The sequence below is a fragment of the Actinoplanes sp. NPDC051537 genome, from assembly GCF_055586105.1.
In genome coordinates, this window is sequence record NZ_JBVJIU010000015.1 from 267,038 (window position 1) to 285,514 (window position 18,477).

The following is an 18,477-nucleotide window of genomic DNA, read 5'->3' on the forward strand; positions in this document are numbered from 1 at the left end:
TGATCAATTCTTGGAAAGGTATGCCGGGCCCCGCCGGAAATGAAATGTGAATGGCATTCGAGTGGTGACGGATGTGCGCTTTTCCGTTCGGACGGGCACACTGCTGCGGTGGAGGTTCGGCAAACGATCGGCGGCCGCTACAAATTGCTCGATGAACTGGGCAGTGGTGGCATGGCCGTGGTGTGGCGCGCCCGGGACGAGGTGCTCGGGCGTCCGGTCGCGGTCAAGCTTCTCGCCGGACGCTACTCCGATGATCCGCAGTCGCGTGCCCGCATCCGCGACGAGGCGCGCGCCGCGGCGACCCTGTCCCATCCCAACATCTGCCAGGTCTACGACTACGGCGAGGCGGCCGGGACCGGCACGCCGTACGTGGTGATGGAGCTGGTGAACGGCCCGACCCTGCAACAGCGGGTGTCGGGCGGCAAGGTGCCGCCGCGCACGGTCTTCCGCATCTGCGGCGAGGTGGCGGCCGCGCTGGCCGCCGCCCACGAGCACGGCCTGGTGCATCGCGACATCAAGATGGCCAACATCATGGTCACGCCGGCCGGGGCCAAGGTGGTGGACTTCGGCATCGCGGCGGCGGCCGGCCCGGCGTCGCCCGAGGAGATGCTGGTCGGCACGCCCGCCTATCTCGCACCCGAGCGGCTCACCGGCGACCTGATCGTGCCCGCGTCGGACGTCTACGCGCTGGGTGTGCTGCTCTTCCGGCTGCTGGCCGACGAGTCGCCCTGGTCGGTGGAGAGCACGACGCAGATGTTGCGCGCCCACGTCTACCAGGATCCGGCGCCGCTTCCCGAGCAGCCGGGCGTGCCGCGCGCGGTGGTCGAGCTGATCGACCGGTGCCTGCGCAAGGATCCGGCGGCGCGGCCGAGCGCGGCCGAGGTGTCGGCCATCCTGGGCGATGCGGCGGAGGCCGCACAATTTCCCGATCCCGTACGCGGTGAAGCCCGCGACCCCTACGCTCGCATCCCGAAGCCCGCCGACGGCTCGGGCGACGCGCTCGACGAGGAGACGTCGGTTTGGTCGAGCGCCGATCGAGCGGGCGCGGAGGGCCGCGCGGCGGGCGGTGGTGGTGCGGGCGGTGGTGGTGGCGCGGCCGATGGCGGCGCGGGCGGTGGTGGTGGCGCGGCCGGTGGTGGCGCGGCCGGTGGTGGCGCGGCCGGTGGTGGCGCGGCCGGTGGTGGCGCGGCCGGTGGTGGCGCGGCCGGTGGTGGCGCGGCCCGTGGTGCTGGCGCGGCCCGTAGCGGGCGGCGGCCCGTCAACGTGAGGCCGGACGTGGATGCGGAACGGGCCGCCAACGCCGGGCCCGCGATCGGCGGCCGCGGCGGTCTCGCGCAGGCCGGCGGGGTGAGCGCGCTCGGGCCCCTCGGCTCCGGCGCGACGGGCCCCGCCGCGCGTATAGGTGAGCAGAGCAAGGGCACTGCCGCGCGTATGGGTGAGCAGAGCAAGGGCACTGCTGCGCGTATAGGTGAGCAGAGCAAGGGTTCCGCCGCGCATATAGGTGAGCAGAGCAAGGGCACTGCCGCGCGTATAGGTGAGCAGAGCAAGGGCGGGGGCGAGGCGCAGCCGGGCGTGCCGGTTCGGAGCGGGGTCCGGCGCAACGCGGGCCACGGGGGCGGCAAAGGGCCGCGGGGCGCGGCCAACCGCCGGCGGGGACCGGCCACCGAGACGGTCACGGGGGCGGGCTGGTTCGAGGCCGCGGAGGGCGGCGATCACGGCGTACGGGATCGGTGGGAAAAGCTCTTTGCCGAGCGGGGACGGGTGCTGCTCGCCGGGGCCATCTTCGCCATCGTGATCGCGGCCCTCGTCGGCCTCGCGCTCGGCGGGCACTCCGGGGTGGACGGTTCCCGGCCCGAGGTCGCGGTTACCCAGACGGCCGCGCCCACGGTGAGCAGCGGGCTCGGCGTTCCCACGGTGACCAGCGGCGGCGCCGGCACGCAACCGGCGACCACGGGCCAGCCGGTGCGACCGCCGGTGGCCGGCAGCGAGCCGATCGCCTCGATCAGCACCGGTGGGCCGGCGGCGTCCGGATCGCCGAGCGCCGGCGACGGCTCGCCCAGCCCGTCGTCGTCCGGCTCGGCGGCGCCCGAGGGCAAGCGGCTCGACTCGCCCGGCGGCTTCGTCTACGCCCAGTGCGGGAACGGCAAGGCGACGCTGACCTCCTGGGGCGCCAAGCCCGGCTACTCGGTGGAGAAGGTCGAACCGGGCCCGGCGCTGGCCCCGGTGGCGGTCTTCGCCAACGGCAAGAACCGCTACCGGATGAGCGTCACCTGCGTGGCCGGTCAGCCGACGCCCGTCGTGCTGCCGCTATGACGCGGCCGCGAGCAGCGCGTCGGCCACCGCCGTACGGGTGTTGAGCAGCGCCCGCCCCTGCCGGTGGGTGACCACGAGCCCGGCCGCCCGCAGCGTCGTGAGGTGTTGCGAGACGCCGCCGGGGGTGAGGCCGGTGCGGCGGGACAGCTCGGTCGTCGAGAGCGGCGTGCTCATCTCGGTGAGCAGCCGGGCCCGGCCGCGCCCGAGCAGCGCGGTCAGCGCGTCCGGCTCGCGGGACGCGCGCTCCCACAGGGTGGCCACGCCGCGCGCCGGATAGGCCAGCTGCGGCACCTCGCCGTCCGTCACGGTCAGCACCGACGGCCAGACGAAGACCGACGGGATCAGCACCAGGCCGGCGCCGTCCGGCACGTCGGGGGCGCAGCAGTGCGGCTGGTCGACGACGAGCCGGCCGGACCGCCACGTCACGGCGGGATGCAGATCGTCGAGGATGGCGGCGCTGCCGTTCTCGGCCAGGCGCCGGGCTCGGCGCTGCACCTCGGCGCCGAGCAGGGCACGCATCCGCGGCCAGTCGGGCGCGATCGCCACCGCCCAGTACGCCTCGATCTCGTCGGCAAGCAGCGCTAGTCCGGCGGCGGGGTCGTCATAGAGGTCCGGCGCCGAAGAGCCGGCCAGGTCGAGCTGCGCGCGCACGACGGCCGGCGGGGTGGCGCGGAGCCCGGACAGCTCGCGGGACAGGTCGGCGTCGAGCCCGGCGGGCGGCGGCGTCAGGAAGTCGGGCGTGTAGCCCCCGCTCGGCGCGACCAGGCGCCAGAGCAGGCCGTTCTCGTCGACCCCGGCCCGCGCCCGATCGGCCCAGCGCCGGTGCACGGCCGGGACCCCGGGGTCGCGCAGGATGCGGACGCTCGCCAGCACCTCCCAGAGGCAGGACACGGCGAGGCGGATGCGGGTCGCGGCCGCCGCCGACAGGCCGATCGTGGCCAAGGAAACTCCCGTGGATTTAGCTGCCGCTGAAACTCTAGGCCGCGGGCCGCCGGAAGCGAAGACTGTGGCGGTGACCGAACAAGCAGCTCTTCTCCGATCCCTGCACGTCCCCGGCCGCCCGCTGGTGCTCGCCAACGCCTGGGACGCGGCCAGCGCACGCATCGCCGAAGCGGCCGGCGCCCCGGTGGTCGCCACCACCAGCGCCGGCGTCGCGTGGAGCCTCGGCGCTCCGGACGGCGACGCCCTCGACCGGGACGCGGCCGTGGCCGCCGTCCGCCGGGTGGTGGCCGCCGTCTCCGTGCCGGTGACCGCCGACATCGAGTCGGGCTTCGGCGACGATCCGGCCGGCGTGGCCGAGACGATCCGCGGCGTGGTGGCCGCGGGCGCGGCCGGCGTGAACCTCGAGGACTCGGTGCGGCCGGTCGGCGAGATGGTGGCCCGGATCGAGGCGGCCCGCGCCGCGGCGCCGCCCGAGGACCTGTTCATCAACGCCCGGATCGACACCTTCCTGCGCGCCGGCGGCGACTTCGCCGACACGGTGGCGCGGGCCGACGCCTACGTGGCGGCCGGGGCCGACGGCATCTTCGTGCCGGGCGCGATCGACCCCGAGGTGGTCGGCGCGTTGGTCGCGAAGATCGCGGCGCCGGTGAACATCCTGGTCTGGCCGGGCGCGCCGACGGTGGCGGAGCTGGCGAAGCTCGGCGTGGCCCGGGTGAGCCTGGGCTCGGGGGTGGCCGAGGCGGCGTACGCGGTGATGCGCCGGGCCGTCGAGGAGGCGCTCACCACGGGCACGTACACGTCGATCGCCAAGGCCATCGACTACGGCGAGCTGAACGGGTTGATCCGGGGCGGGAACTAGGCCCGCCCCGGGTCGCTACTCCGCGTACCGGGTGGGCGGGAACGGGTTGTCGGCGCTCAGCGGCGTCGTCTCGCCCTCCGCCTCCTGGCGCGCGGTGACGCTCTCGATGTCCTGCTCGTCCCCGTCGAAGGCGGGGTCGAACGGCACCGGGTCGTCGGTGGCCGGCGGCACGTCGTTCGGGTCGTAGTCGGACACTCCGGCGTCGGCGCGCTCGGCCGCCGTGCGGCGGGCCAGCTCGTCGTCGTCGAGGTGTGCCGGCGTGCCACCGTGGAACCGGCGGTCGCGCTGACCCTCGGCCGCCTCGGTGGTGAGATCGTCGTCAGCCATGTCGGGCTCCCTTCCGGGCCTCAGCATTACCCGTGCCGCCCAGATCTACCACGATGACGTCGATCACGCCTCGACCGGAAAGTGCGAGCCGAGGAAGCGCAGCAGGGCCGCGTTGAACTCGGCCGGGCGCTCGAGCCCGGGCAGGTGGCCGGCGCTCTCGACGACGACCAGCTCGCTGCCGGGGACCAGCTTCTCGATCAGCTCGGCCTCGGCGACGGGCGTGAAGACGTCGCCGTCGCCGACCAGGATCAGGGTCGGAACCCGTACGTCCGCAAGAGATTGCTGGTAATCGGGACGCTCGGCGCGACCACGCAGCGCCGCGGCCGCGCCCCGGGGATCGGTGGCGAGCATCATCCGCTTGACGTGGCCGGCCACCTCGGGCATCCCGCTCACGTGCCGCGGCAGGATCATCTTGTCCAGCGACTCGGTCGCGTAGCCCACCATGCCCTCGGCCAGCAGCCGGTCGGCGAGCGCGTTGCGGTAGGCGTGCCCCTCCGGCGTCTCGCCCACCGGGGAGGTGTCGGCGAGCACCAGCCCGGCGACGCGGTCGGGGTAGCGCAGGTGGAAGTCCATGGCGATCTGCCCGCCCATCGACACCCCGCCGACCACGACCTCGCCCACGCCCCGGCGGTCGAGCTCGGCGAGCAGGTCGGCGGCGAAGTCGGACAGCAGGGTCACCTCGCCCACCGGGGCCGGCTCCCGGCCGTACCCCCGCAGATCGGGCGTGATCACCTCGTAGCCGGCCTCGCGCAGGGCCGAGGCCTGCGGGTCCCAGAGGGTGTGGTCGAAAGGGTGGCCGTGGACGAGCAGGATCGGTAGCGGCATGGGTTCGACGCTGCCGGTCGGGAGCCGCCGCGGCAACGGCCACCTGGGAGAAAGCGGCTCGGGCGGCGCGGCCACCCACTGCCTCGCCGCCCGAGCGACCCTCATTGTGCCAAGTATCGGTGACTTTCCGAAACTCTCGGCTGAAATTCGATCGTTGACGCCACGCGGCGCCGCGTGTTTATTCACGAGATGGATCTGGCTGAGTGGCTGGCCGCCGCGGTCTCGTCCCACGCGTCATGGGCCGAGGCCTTCGGCCCGTACGACGCGCATCCGGCCCTGGCCGTCGACGATGCCCGGTTCGCGGCCGCCTTCGAGCAGCTCACCGCCCGGCTGACCGACAACTACCCGTTCTTCCATCCGCGGTATGCGGGCCAGATGCTCAAGCCGCCACATCCCGCCGCCGTGGCCGGCTACGTCGCGGCGATGCTGATCAACCCCAACAACCACGCCCTCGACGGCGGTCCCGCCACCGCGGCGATGGAGCGCGAGGTGGTCGAGCAGCTGGCCACGATGTTCGGCTACGGGACGCACCTCGGGCACCTGACCACCAGCGGCACGATCGCCAACCTCGAGGCCCTGTTCGTGGCCCGCGAGCTGCATCCGGGCCGGGGCATCGCGTACAGCACCGAGGCGCACTACACGCACGGCCGGATGTGCCGGCTGCTGGGCATTCCCGGGCACGCGGTCCCGGTCGACGACCTGGGCCGCATGGACCTCGACGCCCTCGAGGACCTGCTGCGCGGCGGCGAGATCGGCACGGTCGTCCTGACCGCCGGCACCACCGGCCTCGGCGCCATCGAGCCGATCGACGCGGCGCTCGCGCTACGCGACCTCTATGACGTCCGCATTCACGTCGACGCCGCCTACGGTGGTTTCTTCACCCTGCTGGCCGGCACCCTCGGCATTCCCGCCGCCCCGTGGCGGGCCGTCGGCCAGGCCGACTCGATCGTCGTGGACCCGCACAAGCACGGCCTCCAGCCGTACGGCTGCGGCGCCGTCCTGTTCCGAGACCCGTCGGTGGGGCGTTTCTACCTGCACGACTCGCCGTACACGTACTTCACCTCGGACGAGCTGCACCTGGGCGAGATAAGCCTGGAGTGCTCCCGGGCCGGCGCCGCCGCGGCCGCCCTGTGGCTGACCTTCCAGCTGCTGCCGCCCACCCGCTCGGGCCTGGGCGAGGTGCTGGCGGCGGGCCGCCGCGCCGCGTTGCGCTGGGCCGACCTGATCGAGGCCTCCGACCACCTACGCCTCTACCAGCCGCCGTCGCTGGACATAGTCGCCTACTTCCCGGCCCGGGATTCCCTCGCGGCGATCGACGAGGCCAGTGCCCGAATTCTCCACGAGGGCATGACCGACCCGCAGGATCCCGTCTTCCTGAGCACCTTGCGCATGGACGCCGCCCGCCTGACCCGCCGCCACCCGGACGTAACCGCCGACGCCGACGGCGCCCGCATCTTGCGCAGCGTCTTGATGAAGCCCGAGTCGGAGCCCTACGTAGACCACCTGCACGAGCGAGTCGAGCAGTTGGCCAGCCGCCCACCACAGACCCGGCGCATTATCTGAAGGCGCGACCACGCACGATCCCTCGAAGGCGAAGCCGAGAGCACGTGGGGTCCGGGGCGCCGAGAGCACGTGGGGTCCGGGGCGCCGAGAGCACGTGGGGTCCGGGGCTCGGCCCCGGAGCTGGAATAGCACCATTTCCCAGTGCGAGCATTCCGCGCACATAGATACCCCGAAATGGTGCCCCCGGCAGGATTCGAACCTGCGCTTTCGCCTCCGGAGGGCGACGCTCTATCCCCTGAGCTACGGGGGCTCAGTGGTTCCAGAGCCTAGCAGGCCCCCAGGAACCGCTGCCAACCGGGTTAAGACGTCCCCTGGATCTTCTTGAGCAGGTTGTCGATCAGGGTGATCTCGCCCTGCTGGGCGGTGACCATCGTGCCGGCCAGCCAGTCGACGTCCTTGTTGTCGCTCAGGTTTATAGCCTCCTGGGCCATGTGGATGCCGCCCAGGTGGTGCTGGCGCATGAGCGTCAGGTACTGCACGTCCAGGTCTTTGCCGGTCGCCTTGCGCAGCGTGGCCATCTGCTCGGGGGTCGCCATGCCGGGCATCAGGCCGTTGACCACCGAGCCGGCCGAGTCGGGCATCCAGGCCATCGGCTCCTGGGAGCCGGTCGGGCTGAGGTTCCAGTCGCGCAGCCAGGCCTGCATGTAGCCGATCTGGCCGTGCTGGGTCAATGCGATGTCGCCGGCCAGGGTGACGATCTCGGGGTTCGCCGAGTTGGCGTGGGCGATCATCGACATCTCCACGGCCTGGGCGTGGTGGGTCGACATGTCACGCAGGAAGCCGGCCTCGACCGAGTCGTCGCCGGGGGTGGACAGGCGCGGCACCAGCACGCCGAGCGCGCCGCCGAGCAGGAGTCCGACCACCAGCGCGGCGGCCACCAGGAACCAGGCCCGGCCGCCGCGGCGGCCGGGTGCGCCGTTGACCGGGGCGGCGGCCGGAGCCGCCGCGCCCGAGTCGGTGGTGACGGTCATCAGCCGCCCGTGCCGGTCGCGGCCGCGGTGACCGGGCCGGTCGTCGTGTTGCCGCTGGAGCAGGCGGCGCCGGGCTCCATCGAGGCGACCAGTCGCGCGTCCTTGATGAACGCGTCAATCCGGCTGTCGTTCACGTCGTCGACCTTGAGCTGGTAGCCCCAGACCTGGACCGAGACGTTCTTGTCGAGGTTCGCGTACGGCGACATGAGCATGTAGTCCTTGCCCTGGACCTTCTTGGCCAGGACGGCCACCTGGTCGGCGGGCAGGCCCTGCTTGTACGTCACCCAGACCGCCCCGTGCTCGAGACTGTGCACGGCGTGCTCGTTGGCGATCGGCGCGGCGTACACGTCACCCATGCAGTTCTGCCAGGTCGGGTTGTGCGCGCCGCCGACCGGCGGGTTGGTCACGTAGGTGAGCGTGCCGTCCTTGTGGTCGCGGGCCTCGAGCGCCGGGTTCTTCTGGGCGCGGTAGTTGACCACGCCCTTGATGTCGGCGACCTTGTCCTCCCAGCTGCGGGAGCCCTTGACGACGTAGACGACGCCGATGACAACCACCGCGACGAAGAACGCGACGACCGCGCCGATCATCACCATCGGGCCCCAGCTGCGGCTGCCGGCGACCTTGACCGGCGTGACGGGCTTGCGGCCCTTACCGCCGGGAGTGGCCTTCTTCGCGCCGGGAGTGGCTTTCTTCGCGCCGGACTTGGACGCGGGCGGCTTGCCCTGGCCGGATGTCTTTCCGACCTTGACGGTGGACGGGACCCGCTCGGGGCCCGGCGTACTCATGCTCATCGTGCCTCGTCGATTCGTAAGAAGCGGAAGGGCGGGGCTCGGGTGGCCGCCGAGTGCGAAAGTCTACCCCCGATAGCATGGCTGGGTGACTCCCGCCAACCTTGCTGCCACCGTTCTCTCAGCCGCTCGTGCCGTGTTCGAGACCCGCGGGCTCGATGTCGCCATGCTGCCCGGGACGACGACGGTGGAGCGACCGCGCAACCCCGAGCACGGCGACTATGCCTCCACGCTAGCCCTGCAGCTGGGCAAAAAGGCCGGAGTGGCGCCGCGCGAGCTGGCCGCCGCGCTCGCCGAGGAGCTCGGCCGGCAGCCGGGCGTCAAGTCGGTGGAGATCGCCGGCCCGGGCTTCCTGAACATTCGGCTCGACGCGGCCGCGGCCGGCGTGCTGGCCCGCGACATCGTGCTCGCGGGCGAGAAATACGGACATACCGACACGCTGAGCGGCGAGCGGATCAACCTCGAGTTCGTCTCGGCCAACCCGACCGGGCCGGTGCACATCGGCGGCGTCCGCTGGGCCGCGGTCGGCGACGCGCTGTCCCGCCTGCTGCGGGCGGCGGGGGCCGAGGTCGGCACCGAGTACTACTTCAACGACGCCGGCTCCCAGATCGACCGCTTCGCGAACTCCCTCTACGCGAGCGCGAAGGGCGAGCCCGCCCCCGAGGACGGTTACGGCGGCGACTACATCGCCGAGATCGCCACGGCCGTCCGCGCCGAGGCGCCCGACGTGCTCGAGCTGGGCGAGGCCGAGGCGCTCGAGACGTTCCGCCGGGTCGGCGTCGCGCTGATGTTCGCCGAGATCAAGCAGTCGCTGACCGAGTTCGGCGTTCGCTTCGACACCTACTTCAACGAGAAGGACCTGCACGACCGGGGCGAGCTCCAGGAGGCGCTCGACCGGCTCCGCGAGCAGGGGCACATCTTCTCCGCCGACGGGGCGACCTGGCTGCGCACGACCGAGTTCGGCGACGACAAGGACCGGGTTCTCCGCAAGTCGGACGGCGCCTGGACCTACTTCGCGGCCGACTGCGCGTACTACCTCGACAAGCGCAAGCGCGGCTTCGACCGCGTCGTGATCATGCTGGGCGCCGACCACCACGGCTACATCGGGCGGATGAAGGCGATGGCCGCCTGCTTCGGCGACGACCCGGAGAAGAACCTCGAGATCCTGATCGGCCAGCTGGTCAATCTGGTGCGCGACGGTGAGCCCGTACGGATGAGCAAGCGCGCCGGCACGGTGGTGACCCTGGAGGACTTCGTCGACGCGCTCGGCGTGGACGCCACGCGGTACGCGCTCGCCCGCTACTCGTCCGACTCGCCGATCGACCTCGACGTCGAGCTCTGGACCAGCGCCACCCGGGAGAACCCGGTCTACTACGTGCAGTACGTCGCGGCGCGGACGGCCAGCATCGCGCGCACCGCGGCCGACGCCGGACTGACCCGGGGCGAGCCGGCCGGGTTCCAGCCCGAGCTGCTCTCCAGCGATCGGGCGAACGACCTGCTCAAGGCCCTCGGGGAGTACCCGGACACGATCATCCGCTCGGCCGAGCTGCGCGAGCCGCACCACATCGCGCGCCTGCTCGAGAAGATCGCCGGCGCGTACCACCGGTGGTACGACGAGCCCGAGTCCCGGGTGGTGCCGAAGGGCGAGGAGACGATCACCGACGGGCACCGGGCCCGGCTCTGGCTCAACGACGCCACCCGTACGGTGATTGCGAACGGTTTGGGCCTGCTCGGGGTCTCGGCCCCCGAAAGGATGTAGGACATGCGAGCTCATGAGGCCGGGGCGCTGCACGGCGACCTCGGTTACCGGGGGCCGGCCTGGTTGCGTACGCCCGAGGATGTGAACGCCCTCGTGCCGCAGCTCTGGCCCCGCACCGTGAGCCGCACCGAGGCCGGGTCCTTGGAGATCGGCGGCGTGAGCGTCGCCGACCTGGCGGCCGAGCACGGCACCCCGGCCTACCTGCTCGACGAGGTCGACCTGCGGTCGCGCTGCCGGGAGTTCGCCTCCGCGTTCGGCGACGCCGACGTCTACTACGCGGGCAAGTCGTTCCTGTGCAAGGCGGTCGTGAAGGTCATCGCCGAGGAGGGTCTGTTCCTCGACGTCTGCTCGGGCGGCGAGCTCGCGGTGGCACTGAAGGCCGGCTTTCCCCCGGAGAAGATCGGCTTCCACGGCAACAACAAGTCCATGTCCGAATTGTCGCGGGCACTGGAGGCGGGCGTCGGACGCATCGTCATCGACTCATTCGACGAAATAACCCGCTTAACGGATTTGTCCGAAAAATATGGCAAAAGGCCCAAGGTGCTCGTGCGGGTCACGGTCGGTGTCGAGGCTCACACCCACGAGTTCATCGCGACCGCCCACGAGGACCAGAAGTTCGGCTTCTCGCTGGCCGGCGGCGCGGCCTTCGCGGCCGCGGTCCGGATCCTCGACGAGGACAAGCTCGACCTCAAGGGCCTGCACTCGCACATCGGCTCGCAGATCTTCGACACCAGCGGCTTCGAGGTCGCGGCCCGCCGGGTGCTCGAGCTCCAGTCCCAGATCCGCGACGCCCGCGGCGTCGAGCTGGAGGAGCTCGACCTGGGCGGCGGCTTCGGCATCGCGTACACCACGCAGGACGACCCCTCCACGCCCGGTGACCTCGCCAAACGCATCAACAAGATCGTCGAGGGCGAGTGCGAGGCGGCCAACCTGCGCAAGCCGCGGCTCTCGGTCGAGCCCGGCCGCGCGATCGTCGGCCCGTCCGTCTTCACGCTCTACGAGGTGGGCACGGTCAAGGACGTCGACGGCATCCGCACCTACGTGAGCGTCGACGGCGGCATGAGCGACAACATCCGCACGGCCCTGTACGACGCGTCCTACTCCGCCACGGTGGCCGGCCGGGCCAGCGCCGCCGAGCCGATGCTGGCCCGCGTCGTGGGAAAGCATTGTGAAAGCGGGGACATCGTCGTGAAGGATGAATTCCTGCCCGCCGACGTGCAGCCCGGAGATCTTCTCGCCGTGCCGGGCACCGGCGCCTATTGCCGGAGCATGGCCAGCAACTACAACCACGTGCCTCGGCCGCCCGTGGTGGCGGTCCGCGACGGCGTCTCGCGCGTGATCGTGCGCCGCGAGACCGAGGACGACCTGCTCGCATTGGATGTTGGATGAACCCGGTTAAACCCGTGCGCCTCGCCCTGCTGGGCTGCGGCACCGTCGGCTCGGAAGTGGTCCGCCTGCTGCACCGGCAGGCCGAGGACCTGACGGCCCGGATCGGGGCGCCGTTGGAGATCGTCGGCATCGCGGTGCGGCGGCTCGGGCGCGAGCGCGGTGATCTGCCCGTCCGCGACGGCCTGTTCACCACCGACGCGCTGGGCCTGGTCAAGCGCGACGACGTCGACGTGGTGGTCGAGGTCGTCGGCGGCATCGAGCCGGCCCGCGGCTGGCTGGTCGAGGCGCTCCGGGCCGGCAAGAGCGTGGTCACGGCGAACAAGGCGCTGCTCGCCGAGGACGGCGCGGCGCTGCACGACGCCGCCTCGGACGGCGGGGCCGACCTCTACTACGAGGCCTCGGTGGCCGGCGCCATCCCGCTGCTGCGCCCGCTGCGCGAGTCCCTGCACGGCGACCGGGTCACCCGGGTCACCGGCATCGTGAACGGCACGACGAACTTCATCCTCTCGTCGATGGACTCCTCCGGCGCGGGCTTCAGCGAGGCTCTCGAGGAGGCCACCGAGCTGGGCTACGCCGAGGCCGACCCGACCGCCGACGTCGAGGGCTTCGACGCCGCGGCCAAGGCCGCCATCCTCGCCTCGCTGGCCTTCCACAGCCGGGTCACCGCCGCCGACGTGTTCCGCGAGGGCATGACCGGGGTGACCGCCGGCGACATGGCCAGCGCCAAGGAGATGGGCTGCACGATCAAGCTGCTCTGCATCGCCGAGCGCGGCCCGGACGCCGACGGCGTCGAGTCGGTCAGCGTGCGCGTGCACCCGGCGATGATCCCGCGCAGCCACCCGCTGGCCGGCGTCGGCGACGCGTTCAACGCCGTCTTCGTCGAGGCCGACGCGGCCGGTCAGCTGATGTTCTACGGCCGCGGCGCGGGCGGCACGCCGACCGCGAGCGCGGTGCTCGGCGACATCGTGGCGGCGGCCCGCAACCGGCTGGCCGGCTTCCGCGCGCCGAGCGAGAGCAACTACGCCCACCTGCCGATCCGCCCGATCGGCGCGGCCGTCACCCGTTACCACATCAATCTCGACGTCGACGACAAGCCGGGCGTGCTGGCCGCGGTGGCGGGCGTCTTCGCCAAGCACGAGGTGTCGATCGCGACCGTGCGCCAGTCGGGCCGCGAGGCCGACGCGAAGCTGGTCATCGTGACCCACGGCGCCCCGGACTCGAATTTGGCGGCTACCGTCGACTCACTGTCGCAACTGGACATCGTCCGATCCATCGCCAGCGTGCTGCGCGTCGAGGGAGGGGTCTGAGCCGTGCTCGACCACGTGGGTTTCCAGTGTTCCGATCTGGCCGCGAGCGGGGCCTTCTACGACGCCGTGCTGGCGCCGCTCGGCGGCAGCCGCCTGATGGACGTCAAGGTCGCCATCGGGTACGGCAACGGCGGTCACGCCGATTTCTGGATCAGCGAGCTCAGCGAGGGCGACGGCTTCCGCGAGTCGCACATCGCCTTCGCCGCCCGCAGCCGCGACGAGGTCGACGCGTTCTTCGCGGCGGCCGTGGCGAAGGGCGCCGAGGTGCTGCACGAGCCGCGGATCCACGAGGAGTACCACGAGAACTACTACGGCGCGTTCGTCCGCGACCCGGACGGCAACAACGTCGAGGCCGTCAGTCACCGTCCCGAGTAGTGGACTTTCGGTCCCAAGATTCGGTGCCGTCAGGCACCCTACCTGGGAACGCCACCCGAATCCGGAGGAGTCGACCATGTATCGGGGATTGATCGAGCGCTATCGGGACCGCCTTCCGGTCACCGACGCCACCCCGGTGGTCACGCTGCACGAGGGCAACACGCCGCTCGTGCCGGCGCCGGTGCTGTCCCAGCGGGTCGGCGCCGACGTCTACCTCAAGGTCGAGGGGGCCAACCCGACCGGCTCGTTCAAGGACCGCGGCATGACCATGGCCGTGTCCAAGGCGGTCGAGGACGGCTCCAAGGCGATCATCTGCGCGTCCACCGGCAACACCAGCGCATCCGCCGCGGCGTACGCCGCCCGTGCGGGCCTGACCTGCGCGGTGCTCGTGCCGCAGGGCAAGATCGCGCTCGGCAAGCTGGCCCAGGCGCTCGTGCACGGCGCCAAGCTGCTCCAGGTCAACGGCAACTTCGACGACTGCCTCGCGCTCGCCGCCAAGCTGTCCCAGGACTTCCCGGTCTCGCTGGTCAACTCCGTCAACATCTTCCGCCTGCACGGGCAGAAGACGGCCTCCTTCGAGATCGTCGAGGCGCTCGGCGACGCCCCCGACATCCACTGCCTCCCCGTGGGCAACGCCGGCAACATCTCCGCGTACTGGATGGGCTACCTCGAGGACCGCGAGGCGGGCAACGCCTCGAAGCTGCCGAAGATGTACGGGTTCCAGGCCTCCGGCGCCGCCCCGATCGTGAACGGCAAGGTCGTCCCCGAGCCGTCCACCATCGCCACCGCCATCCGCATCGGCAACCCGGCGAGCTGGACCAAGGCGCTCGACGCCCGGGACGCGTCCGGCGGCCTGATCGAGGCCGTCACCGACCGGGAGATCCTCACCGCGTACCGGCTGCTCGCCCGCGAGGTCGGCGTCTTCGTCGAGCTCGCCAGCGCGGCCAGCGTGGCCGGCCTGATCCAGCAGGCGCAGGCGGGCAAGGTGCCGGCCGGCGCCACCATCGTCTGCACCGTCACCGGGCACGGCCTCAAGGACCCGGAGTGGGCGATCTCCACCGCGCCGTCCCCGACCACGATCCAGAACGACGTGCTCATCGCGGCCCGCGAGCTAGGCCTGGCCTGACTCCTGCTCGGCCGCCTTCACCAGAAGCAGGCTGGCCCGGCACACGACGTCGAGCTCTTCCGCTGAGAGCCGGCTGAGGATCGCGCGCATTTTCGTCTCACCGGCGTTGAGGATGCTCCCGATGAGCTCGCCGCCCTTACGCGTGAGGCCGATCCGGCGCACCCGCCGGTCGTGCAGGTCCTCGGTGCGCGTCACCAGGTCCTGTTGCACGAGCCGATCCACCATGCCGCTGAGCGCGGCGAGGCCGACGCCGAGCAGCCGCGCCAGCTCGCCGCCCGACACATTGCCGTGCCGGGCGAGCAGCATGAGGATCTTGAACTGCGACAGCGTCAGGTGCGACGAGAAGAGCGGGTCTGACCGGTCGTACCCGAACATCTGCTGGAGCCGCTCCTGGGCGCCCATAATGTCCGCGATGAGCTGTTCGTTCCCGGCCAACGCCAACCCTTCTTCGTAGCGCGCTGATGGCCGGACGGTATCAAAACACCCCGGCGAAAAACCATTTGTTCGCGTCAGGCAAACTATTCATGCAGGCCGAACTATTACGGGGGGAGCGCCCATGTCATTCCTGACCCGGCTCAGTCTTGCCAACCGAGGACTCGTGGCCCTGATCGCGATCGTGATCACGGGCTTCGGGCTGTTCGCCATCCCATCTCTGAAGCAGCAGCTGTTCCCGTCGATCGAGTTCCCGGCCGCGTTCGTCGGGGCGACTCTCCCGGGCGCGAGCCCGGAGATCATTCAGGATCAGATCACCGAGCCGATCGAGAACGCGGTCAAGGGCGTCGACGGCATCGAGAGCGTCACGTCGACGACGTCCGAGGGCTCGGCCACGATCACCGTGCTGTTCGTCTACGGCACGGACCTCGACCAGGCGGTCAACCAGCTGACCACGTCGGTCAACCGGATCCAGCCCACCCTCCCGGAGAACGTCGAACCGCAGATCTTCGCGGGCAGCACCGACGACATCCCGGCGATCGTGCTGGCGGCTTCCGGCGGCGCCGACGAGAGCGACCTGCTGGCCAAGCTCAACCAGACCGTGGTGCCCGAGCTGAACGGCATCGAGGGCGTACGCGACACGACCGTCACCGGCGCCCGATCCAAGCAGGTCGTGATCACGCCGGACCTCCCGAAGCTCACCGCGGCCGGGGTCAGCCCACAGTCGATCGCCACGGTGCTGCAGGCCAACGGCATCTCGATCCCGGCCGGCTCGGTCACCGACGGCGACAAGTCGCTCAACGTGCAGGTCGGCAACCCGATCACCTCGGTCGACGACCTCAAGGGGCTCTTCCTCACCGGCAGCAAGGGCCCGGTCAAGCTGGGCGACGTCGCCACCGTGGAGAGCAAGCTGCCGACGGCGACGTCCTACACGCGTACCGACGGGGTCGACAGCCTCGGCGTCCAGGTCACCGCGAAGCCCAACGGCAACCCGGTGCAGATCTCCCGCGAGGTCCGCGACAAGCTGGCCGACCTCGAGAAGGACTCGGGCGCGAAGCTCACGGTCGTGGTCGACCAGGCGCCGTACGTCGAACGGTCGATCAAGAGCCTGACCACCGAAGGCCTGCTGGGCCTGGTGATGGCCGTGATCGTCATCCTGATCTTCCTGATGTCGGTCCGCTCGACGCTGGTCACCGCCGTCTCGATCCCGCTCTCGGTGCTGATCGCGCTGATCGCGCTGTGGGTCGGCGACTACACGCTCAACCTGCTCACCCTGGGCGCGCTCACGATCGCCGTCGGGCGGGTGGTCGACGACTCGATCGTCGTCCTCGAGAACATCAAGCGACATCTCGAGTACGGCGAACAGAAGAGTCACGCCATCGTCTCGGCGGTCCGTGAGGTGGCCGGCGCGGTCACCGCCTCGACGCTCACGACGGTCGCCGTGTTCCTGCCGATCGCCCTGGTCGGCGGCCTGGTCGGGCAGATCTTCTCGTCGTTCGCCATCACCGTCACGGTGGCGCTGCTGGCGTCGCTGTTCGTGGCGCTGACCGTGGTGCCCGTCCTGGCGTACTGGTTCCTGCGGCCGCCGAAGGGCGACGCCGGCAGCGAGGCGATCCGCCGCGCGGCCGAGGAGAAGGAGCTGCGCAGCCCGCTCCAGCGCGCGTACCTGCCGGTGATCCGGTTCGCCACCAAGCGGCGCTGGACCACGCTGGCGATCGGCCTGGTCGTCCTGATCCTCACCCTGGGTCTCGGCAGCCAGCTGAAGACCAACTTCCTCGACCAGTCCGGGCAGGACTCGCTGAGCATCACCCAGGAGCTGCCGGTCGGCACCAGCCTGGCCGCCACCGACACCGCGGCCAAGAAGGTCGAGCAGGTGCTCGCCGACAACAAGGACGTGAAGACCTACCAGGTCACGGTCGGCAACGGCGAGTTCAACCCGTTCGCCGGGGCGTCCGGCGCCAGCACGGCCAGCTTCCAGGTCGGGCTCGAGCAGGACGCCGACGCCGAGAAGGTCACCGACGACCTGCGCGGCCAGTTCGACGCGATGAGCGGGGCCGGCGAGATCACGGTCGGCGGCGACAGCTCCGGCCTCGGCGGCAGCGAGCTCGCCGTGAACGTGCAGGCGGCCGACCAGGACGTGCTCCAGCAGGCCACCCAGCAGGTGCAGCAGGCGATGACCGGGACCAGCGGCGTCACCGAGGTGTCCACCACGCTCGCCGCCAGCGTCCCGCGCCTCGACGTGGTCGTGAAGCGGGACGTGGCCGCCTCGTACGGCGTCACCGAGGCCCAGATCGGCCAGAGTGTCGCGGGCGCCTTCCGGTCCGCGCCGGCCGGCCAGATCACGGTCGGGGGCGTGTCCGAGAACGTGGTCGTCTCCTACGGCGAGGCCCCGGCCGACCCGAACGCGCTCAAGGCCATGCCGATCACCACGTCCCGCGGCGTGGTCCGGCTCGACCAGGTCGCCGACGTCAACCAGGTGTCCGGCCCCGAGCAGGTCACCCGGGTCGACGGCAACCGCAGCGCCACGGTCAAGGGCACGGTCACCGGCTCGGACGTCGGCGCTGCCACCGCCGACCTGAAGAAGAAGCTGGACGCGCTCACCATGCCGGCCGGCGCGACGTACTCGCTCGGCGGCGTCAGCCAGGACCAGGCGGACGCGTTCAAGCAGCTCGGCCTGGCCGTGCTCGCGGCCATCGCGATCGTCTTCATCATCATGGTGGCGACGTTCCGCAGCCTGATCCAGCCGGTGATCCTGCTGGTGTCGATCCCGTTCGCGGCGACCGGCGCGATCGTGCTGCTGCTGGTCACCGGCACCGCCCTCGGCGTACCGGCGCTGATCGGTGTGTTGATGCTGGTCGGCATCGTGGTCACCAACGCGATCGTGCTGATGGATCTGATCAACCATTACCGGGCGCAGGGCATGGGCGTGCAGGAGGCGGTGATCGAGGGTGGCCGGCACCGGCTGCGGCCGATCCTGATGACCGCGATCGCGACCATCTTCGCGCTGCTGCCGATGGCGCTCGGCCTCACCGGCGAGGGCGGGTTCATCTCGCAGCCACTGGCCATTGTGGTCATCGGCGGCCTGGTCAGCTCGACCCTGCTCACGCTGGTGCTGGTGCCGACGCTCTACACGATGGTGGAGAACCGCAAGGAGAAGCGGCGGCTCAAGCGGCAGGCGAAGCGGGCGGCCAAGGGCCTGCCCGAGGAGGCGCCCAAGCACGCGGCCGACGAGCCGGGCGCGGACGGCGTGCCGGCCGGGGTGGCGCCGGAGAGCAGCGGCGGCGCGCACGAGCGGGACGAGTCGGCCACCCCGCCGAACGGCGCGCTGCGCGGCTACACCGACCAGTTCGAGGTGCTGAAGGTGCCGAGGCGCCCGGACGAAGCGAAGTGATCGCAGCGGGGGGGGGGGGGGGGGGGGGGGGGGGGGGGGGGGGGGGGGGGGGGGGGGGGGGGGGGGGGGGGGGGGGGGGGGGGTGGGAAAAAGGAAGCGGGGGGCTGTTT

At 71.4% G+C, this 18,477-nt stretch carries 15 protein-coding genes and 1 tRNA gene; 9 read left to right on the top strand and 7 right to left on the bottom strand.

Annotated elements, in window-relative coordinates; all coding sequences use genetic code 11:
- Window positions 1-108: 108 nt before the first annotated feature.
- Window positions 109-2,313, top strand: coding sequence for a serine/threonine-protein kinase (locus ACZ6TB_RS33840; protein WP_465561465.1), 2,205 nt, complete (start codon window positions 109-111; stop codon window positions 2,311-2,313).
- On the opposite strand, the gene ACZ6TB_RS33845 is transcribed toward ACZ6TB_RS33840, so the two are convergent.
- Window positions 2,308-3,255, bottom strand: coding sequence for an ArsR/SmtB family transcription factor (locus ACZ6TB_RS33845; protein WP_465561467.1), 948 nt, complete (start codon window positions 3,253-3,255; stop codon window positions 2,308-2,310). The genes ACZ6TB_RS33840 and ACZ6TB_RS33845 overlap by 6 nt on opposite strands.
- A 70-nt stretch (window positions 3,256-3,325) precedes the next feature.
- Between ACZ6TB_RS33845 and ACZ6TB_RS33850 the strand changes: the two genes are divergently transcribed.
- Complete coding sequence (locus tag ACZ6TB_RS33850; protein WP_465561468.1) at window positions 3,326-4,114, top strand: isocitrate lyase/PEP mutase family protein; 789 nt, start codon at window positions 3,326-3,328, stop codon at window positions 4,112-4,114.
- 15 nt (window positions 4,115-4,129) lie between these two features.
- Here ACZ6TB_RS33850 and ACZ6TB_RS33855 read toward each other — a convergent pair whose 3' ends face one another.
- Together ACZ6TB_RS33855 and ACZ6TB_RS33860 are read right to left on the bottom strand one after the other, a co-directional pair.
- Window positions 4,130-4,441, bottom strand: a complete 312-nt coding sequence (locus ACZ6TB_RS33855) for a hypothetical protein (protein WP_465561470.1) — start codon at window positions 4,439-4,441, stop codon at window positions 4,130-4,132.
- A gap of 63 nt (window positions 4,442-4,504) precedes the next feature.
- Window positions 4,505-5,266, bottom strand: coding sequence for an alpha/beta fold hydrolase (locus ACZ6TB_RS33860; protein WP_465561472.1), 762 nt, complete (start codon window positions 5,264-5,266; stop codon window positions 4,505-4,507).
- 189 nt (window positions 5,267-5,455) lie between these two features.
- Here ACZ6TB_RS33860 and ACZ6TB_RS33865 point away from each other — a divergent pair, with 189 nt between their 5' ends.
- A complete protein-coding gene (locus tag ACZ6TB_RS33865) occupies window positions 5,456-6,829 on the top strand; it encodes a pyridoxal phosphate-dependent decarboxylase family protein (protein ID WP_465561474.1) in 1,374 nt (457 codons plus the stop codon).
- Between the two features lie 175 nt (window positions 6,830-7,004).
- Here the strand turns inward: ACZ6TB_RS33865 and ACZ6TB_RS33870 are convergent.
- The 3 genes from ACZ6TB_RS33870 to ACZ6TB_RS33880 all read right to left on the bottom strand — a co-directional run bounded on the left by ACZ6TB_RS33870 (window position 7,005) and on the right by ACZ6TB_RS33880 (window position 8,591).
- A tRNA-Arg gene (locus tag ACZ6TB_RS33870) sits at window positions 7,005-7,079 on the bottom strand.
- Window positions 7,080-7,128: 49 nt separating this feature from the next.
- Window positions 7,129-7,800 (bottom strand): DUF305 domain-containing protein, encoded by a 672-nt coding sequence (locus ACZ6TB_RS33875; RefSeq protein WP_465561475.1) that lies wholly within the window; start codon window positions 7,798-7,800, stop codon window positions 7,129-7,131.
- Complete coding sequence (locus ACZ6TB_RS33880) at window positions 7,800-8,591, bottom strand: DUF3105 domain-containing protein (protein ID WP_465561476.1); 792 nt, start codon at window positions 8,589-8,591, stop codon at window positions 7,800-7,802. The genes ACZ6TB_RS33875 and ACZ6TB_RS33880 overlap by 1 nt, the downstream gene beginning before the upstream one ends.
- Window positions 8,592-8,676: 85 nt before the next feature.
- Here ACZ6TB_RS33880 and argS point away from each other — a divergent pair, with 85 nt between their 5' ends.
- From argS to thrC, 5 genes are all read left to right on the top strand, one after another.
- Window positions 8,677-10,347, top strand: coding sequence for an arginine--tRNA ligase (gene argS / locus ACZ6TB_RS33885; RefSeq protein WP_465561478.1), 1,671 nt, complete (start codon window positions 8,677-8,679; stop codon window positions 10,345-10,347).
- 3 nt (window positions 10,348-10,350) lie between these two features.
- Entirely contained in the window at window positions 10,351-11,736 is a 1,386-nt protein-coding gene (gene lysA / locus ACZ6TB_RS33890; RefSeq protein ID WP_465561480.1) for a diaminopimelate decarboxylase, read from the top strand.
- A complete protein-coding gene (locus tag ACZ6TB_RS33895; protein WP_465561482.1) occupies window positions 11,733-13,043 on the top strand; it encodes a homoserine dehydrogenase in 1,311 nt (436 codons plus the stop codon). Before lysA ends, ACZ6TB_RS33895 begins: the two co-directional genes overlap by 4 nt.
- Before the next feature lie 3 nt (window positions 13,044-13,046).
- The gene (locus ACZ6TB_RS33900; RefSeq protein ID WP_465561484.1) at window positions 13,047-13,418 is read left to right on the top strand and encodes a VOC family protein; all 372 of its coding nucleotides are present in this window, start codon (window positions 13,047-13,049) and stop codon (window positions 13,416-13,418) included.
- A 76-nt stretch (window positions 13,419-13,494) separates the two neighbouring features.
- Window positions 13,495-14,544, top strand: coding sequence for a threonine synthase (gene thrC / locus ACZ6TB_RS33905; protein WP_465561485.1), 1,050 nt, complete (start codon window positions 13,495-13,497; stop codon window positions 14,542-14,544).
- Here thrC and ACZ6TB_RS33910 read toward each other — a convergent pair.
- Entirely contained in the window at window positions 14,530-14,979 is a 450-nt protein-coding gene (locus ACZ6TB_RS33910; RefSeq protein ID WP_465561486.1) for a MarR family transcriptional regulator, read from the bottom strand. The genes thrC and ACZ6TB_RS33910 overlap by 15 nt on opposite strands.
- A 121-nt stretch (window positions 14,980-15,100) precedes the next feature.
- Here ACZ6TB_RS33910 and ACZ6TB_RS33915 point away from each other — a divergent pair, with 121 nt between their 5' ends.
- Entirely contained in the window at window positions 15,101-18,367 is a 3,267-nt protein-coding gene (locus ACZ6TB_RS33915; RefSeq protein ID WP_465561488.1) for an efflux RND transporter permease subunit, read from the top strand.
- Window positions 18,368-18,477: the final 110 nt, after the last annotated feature.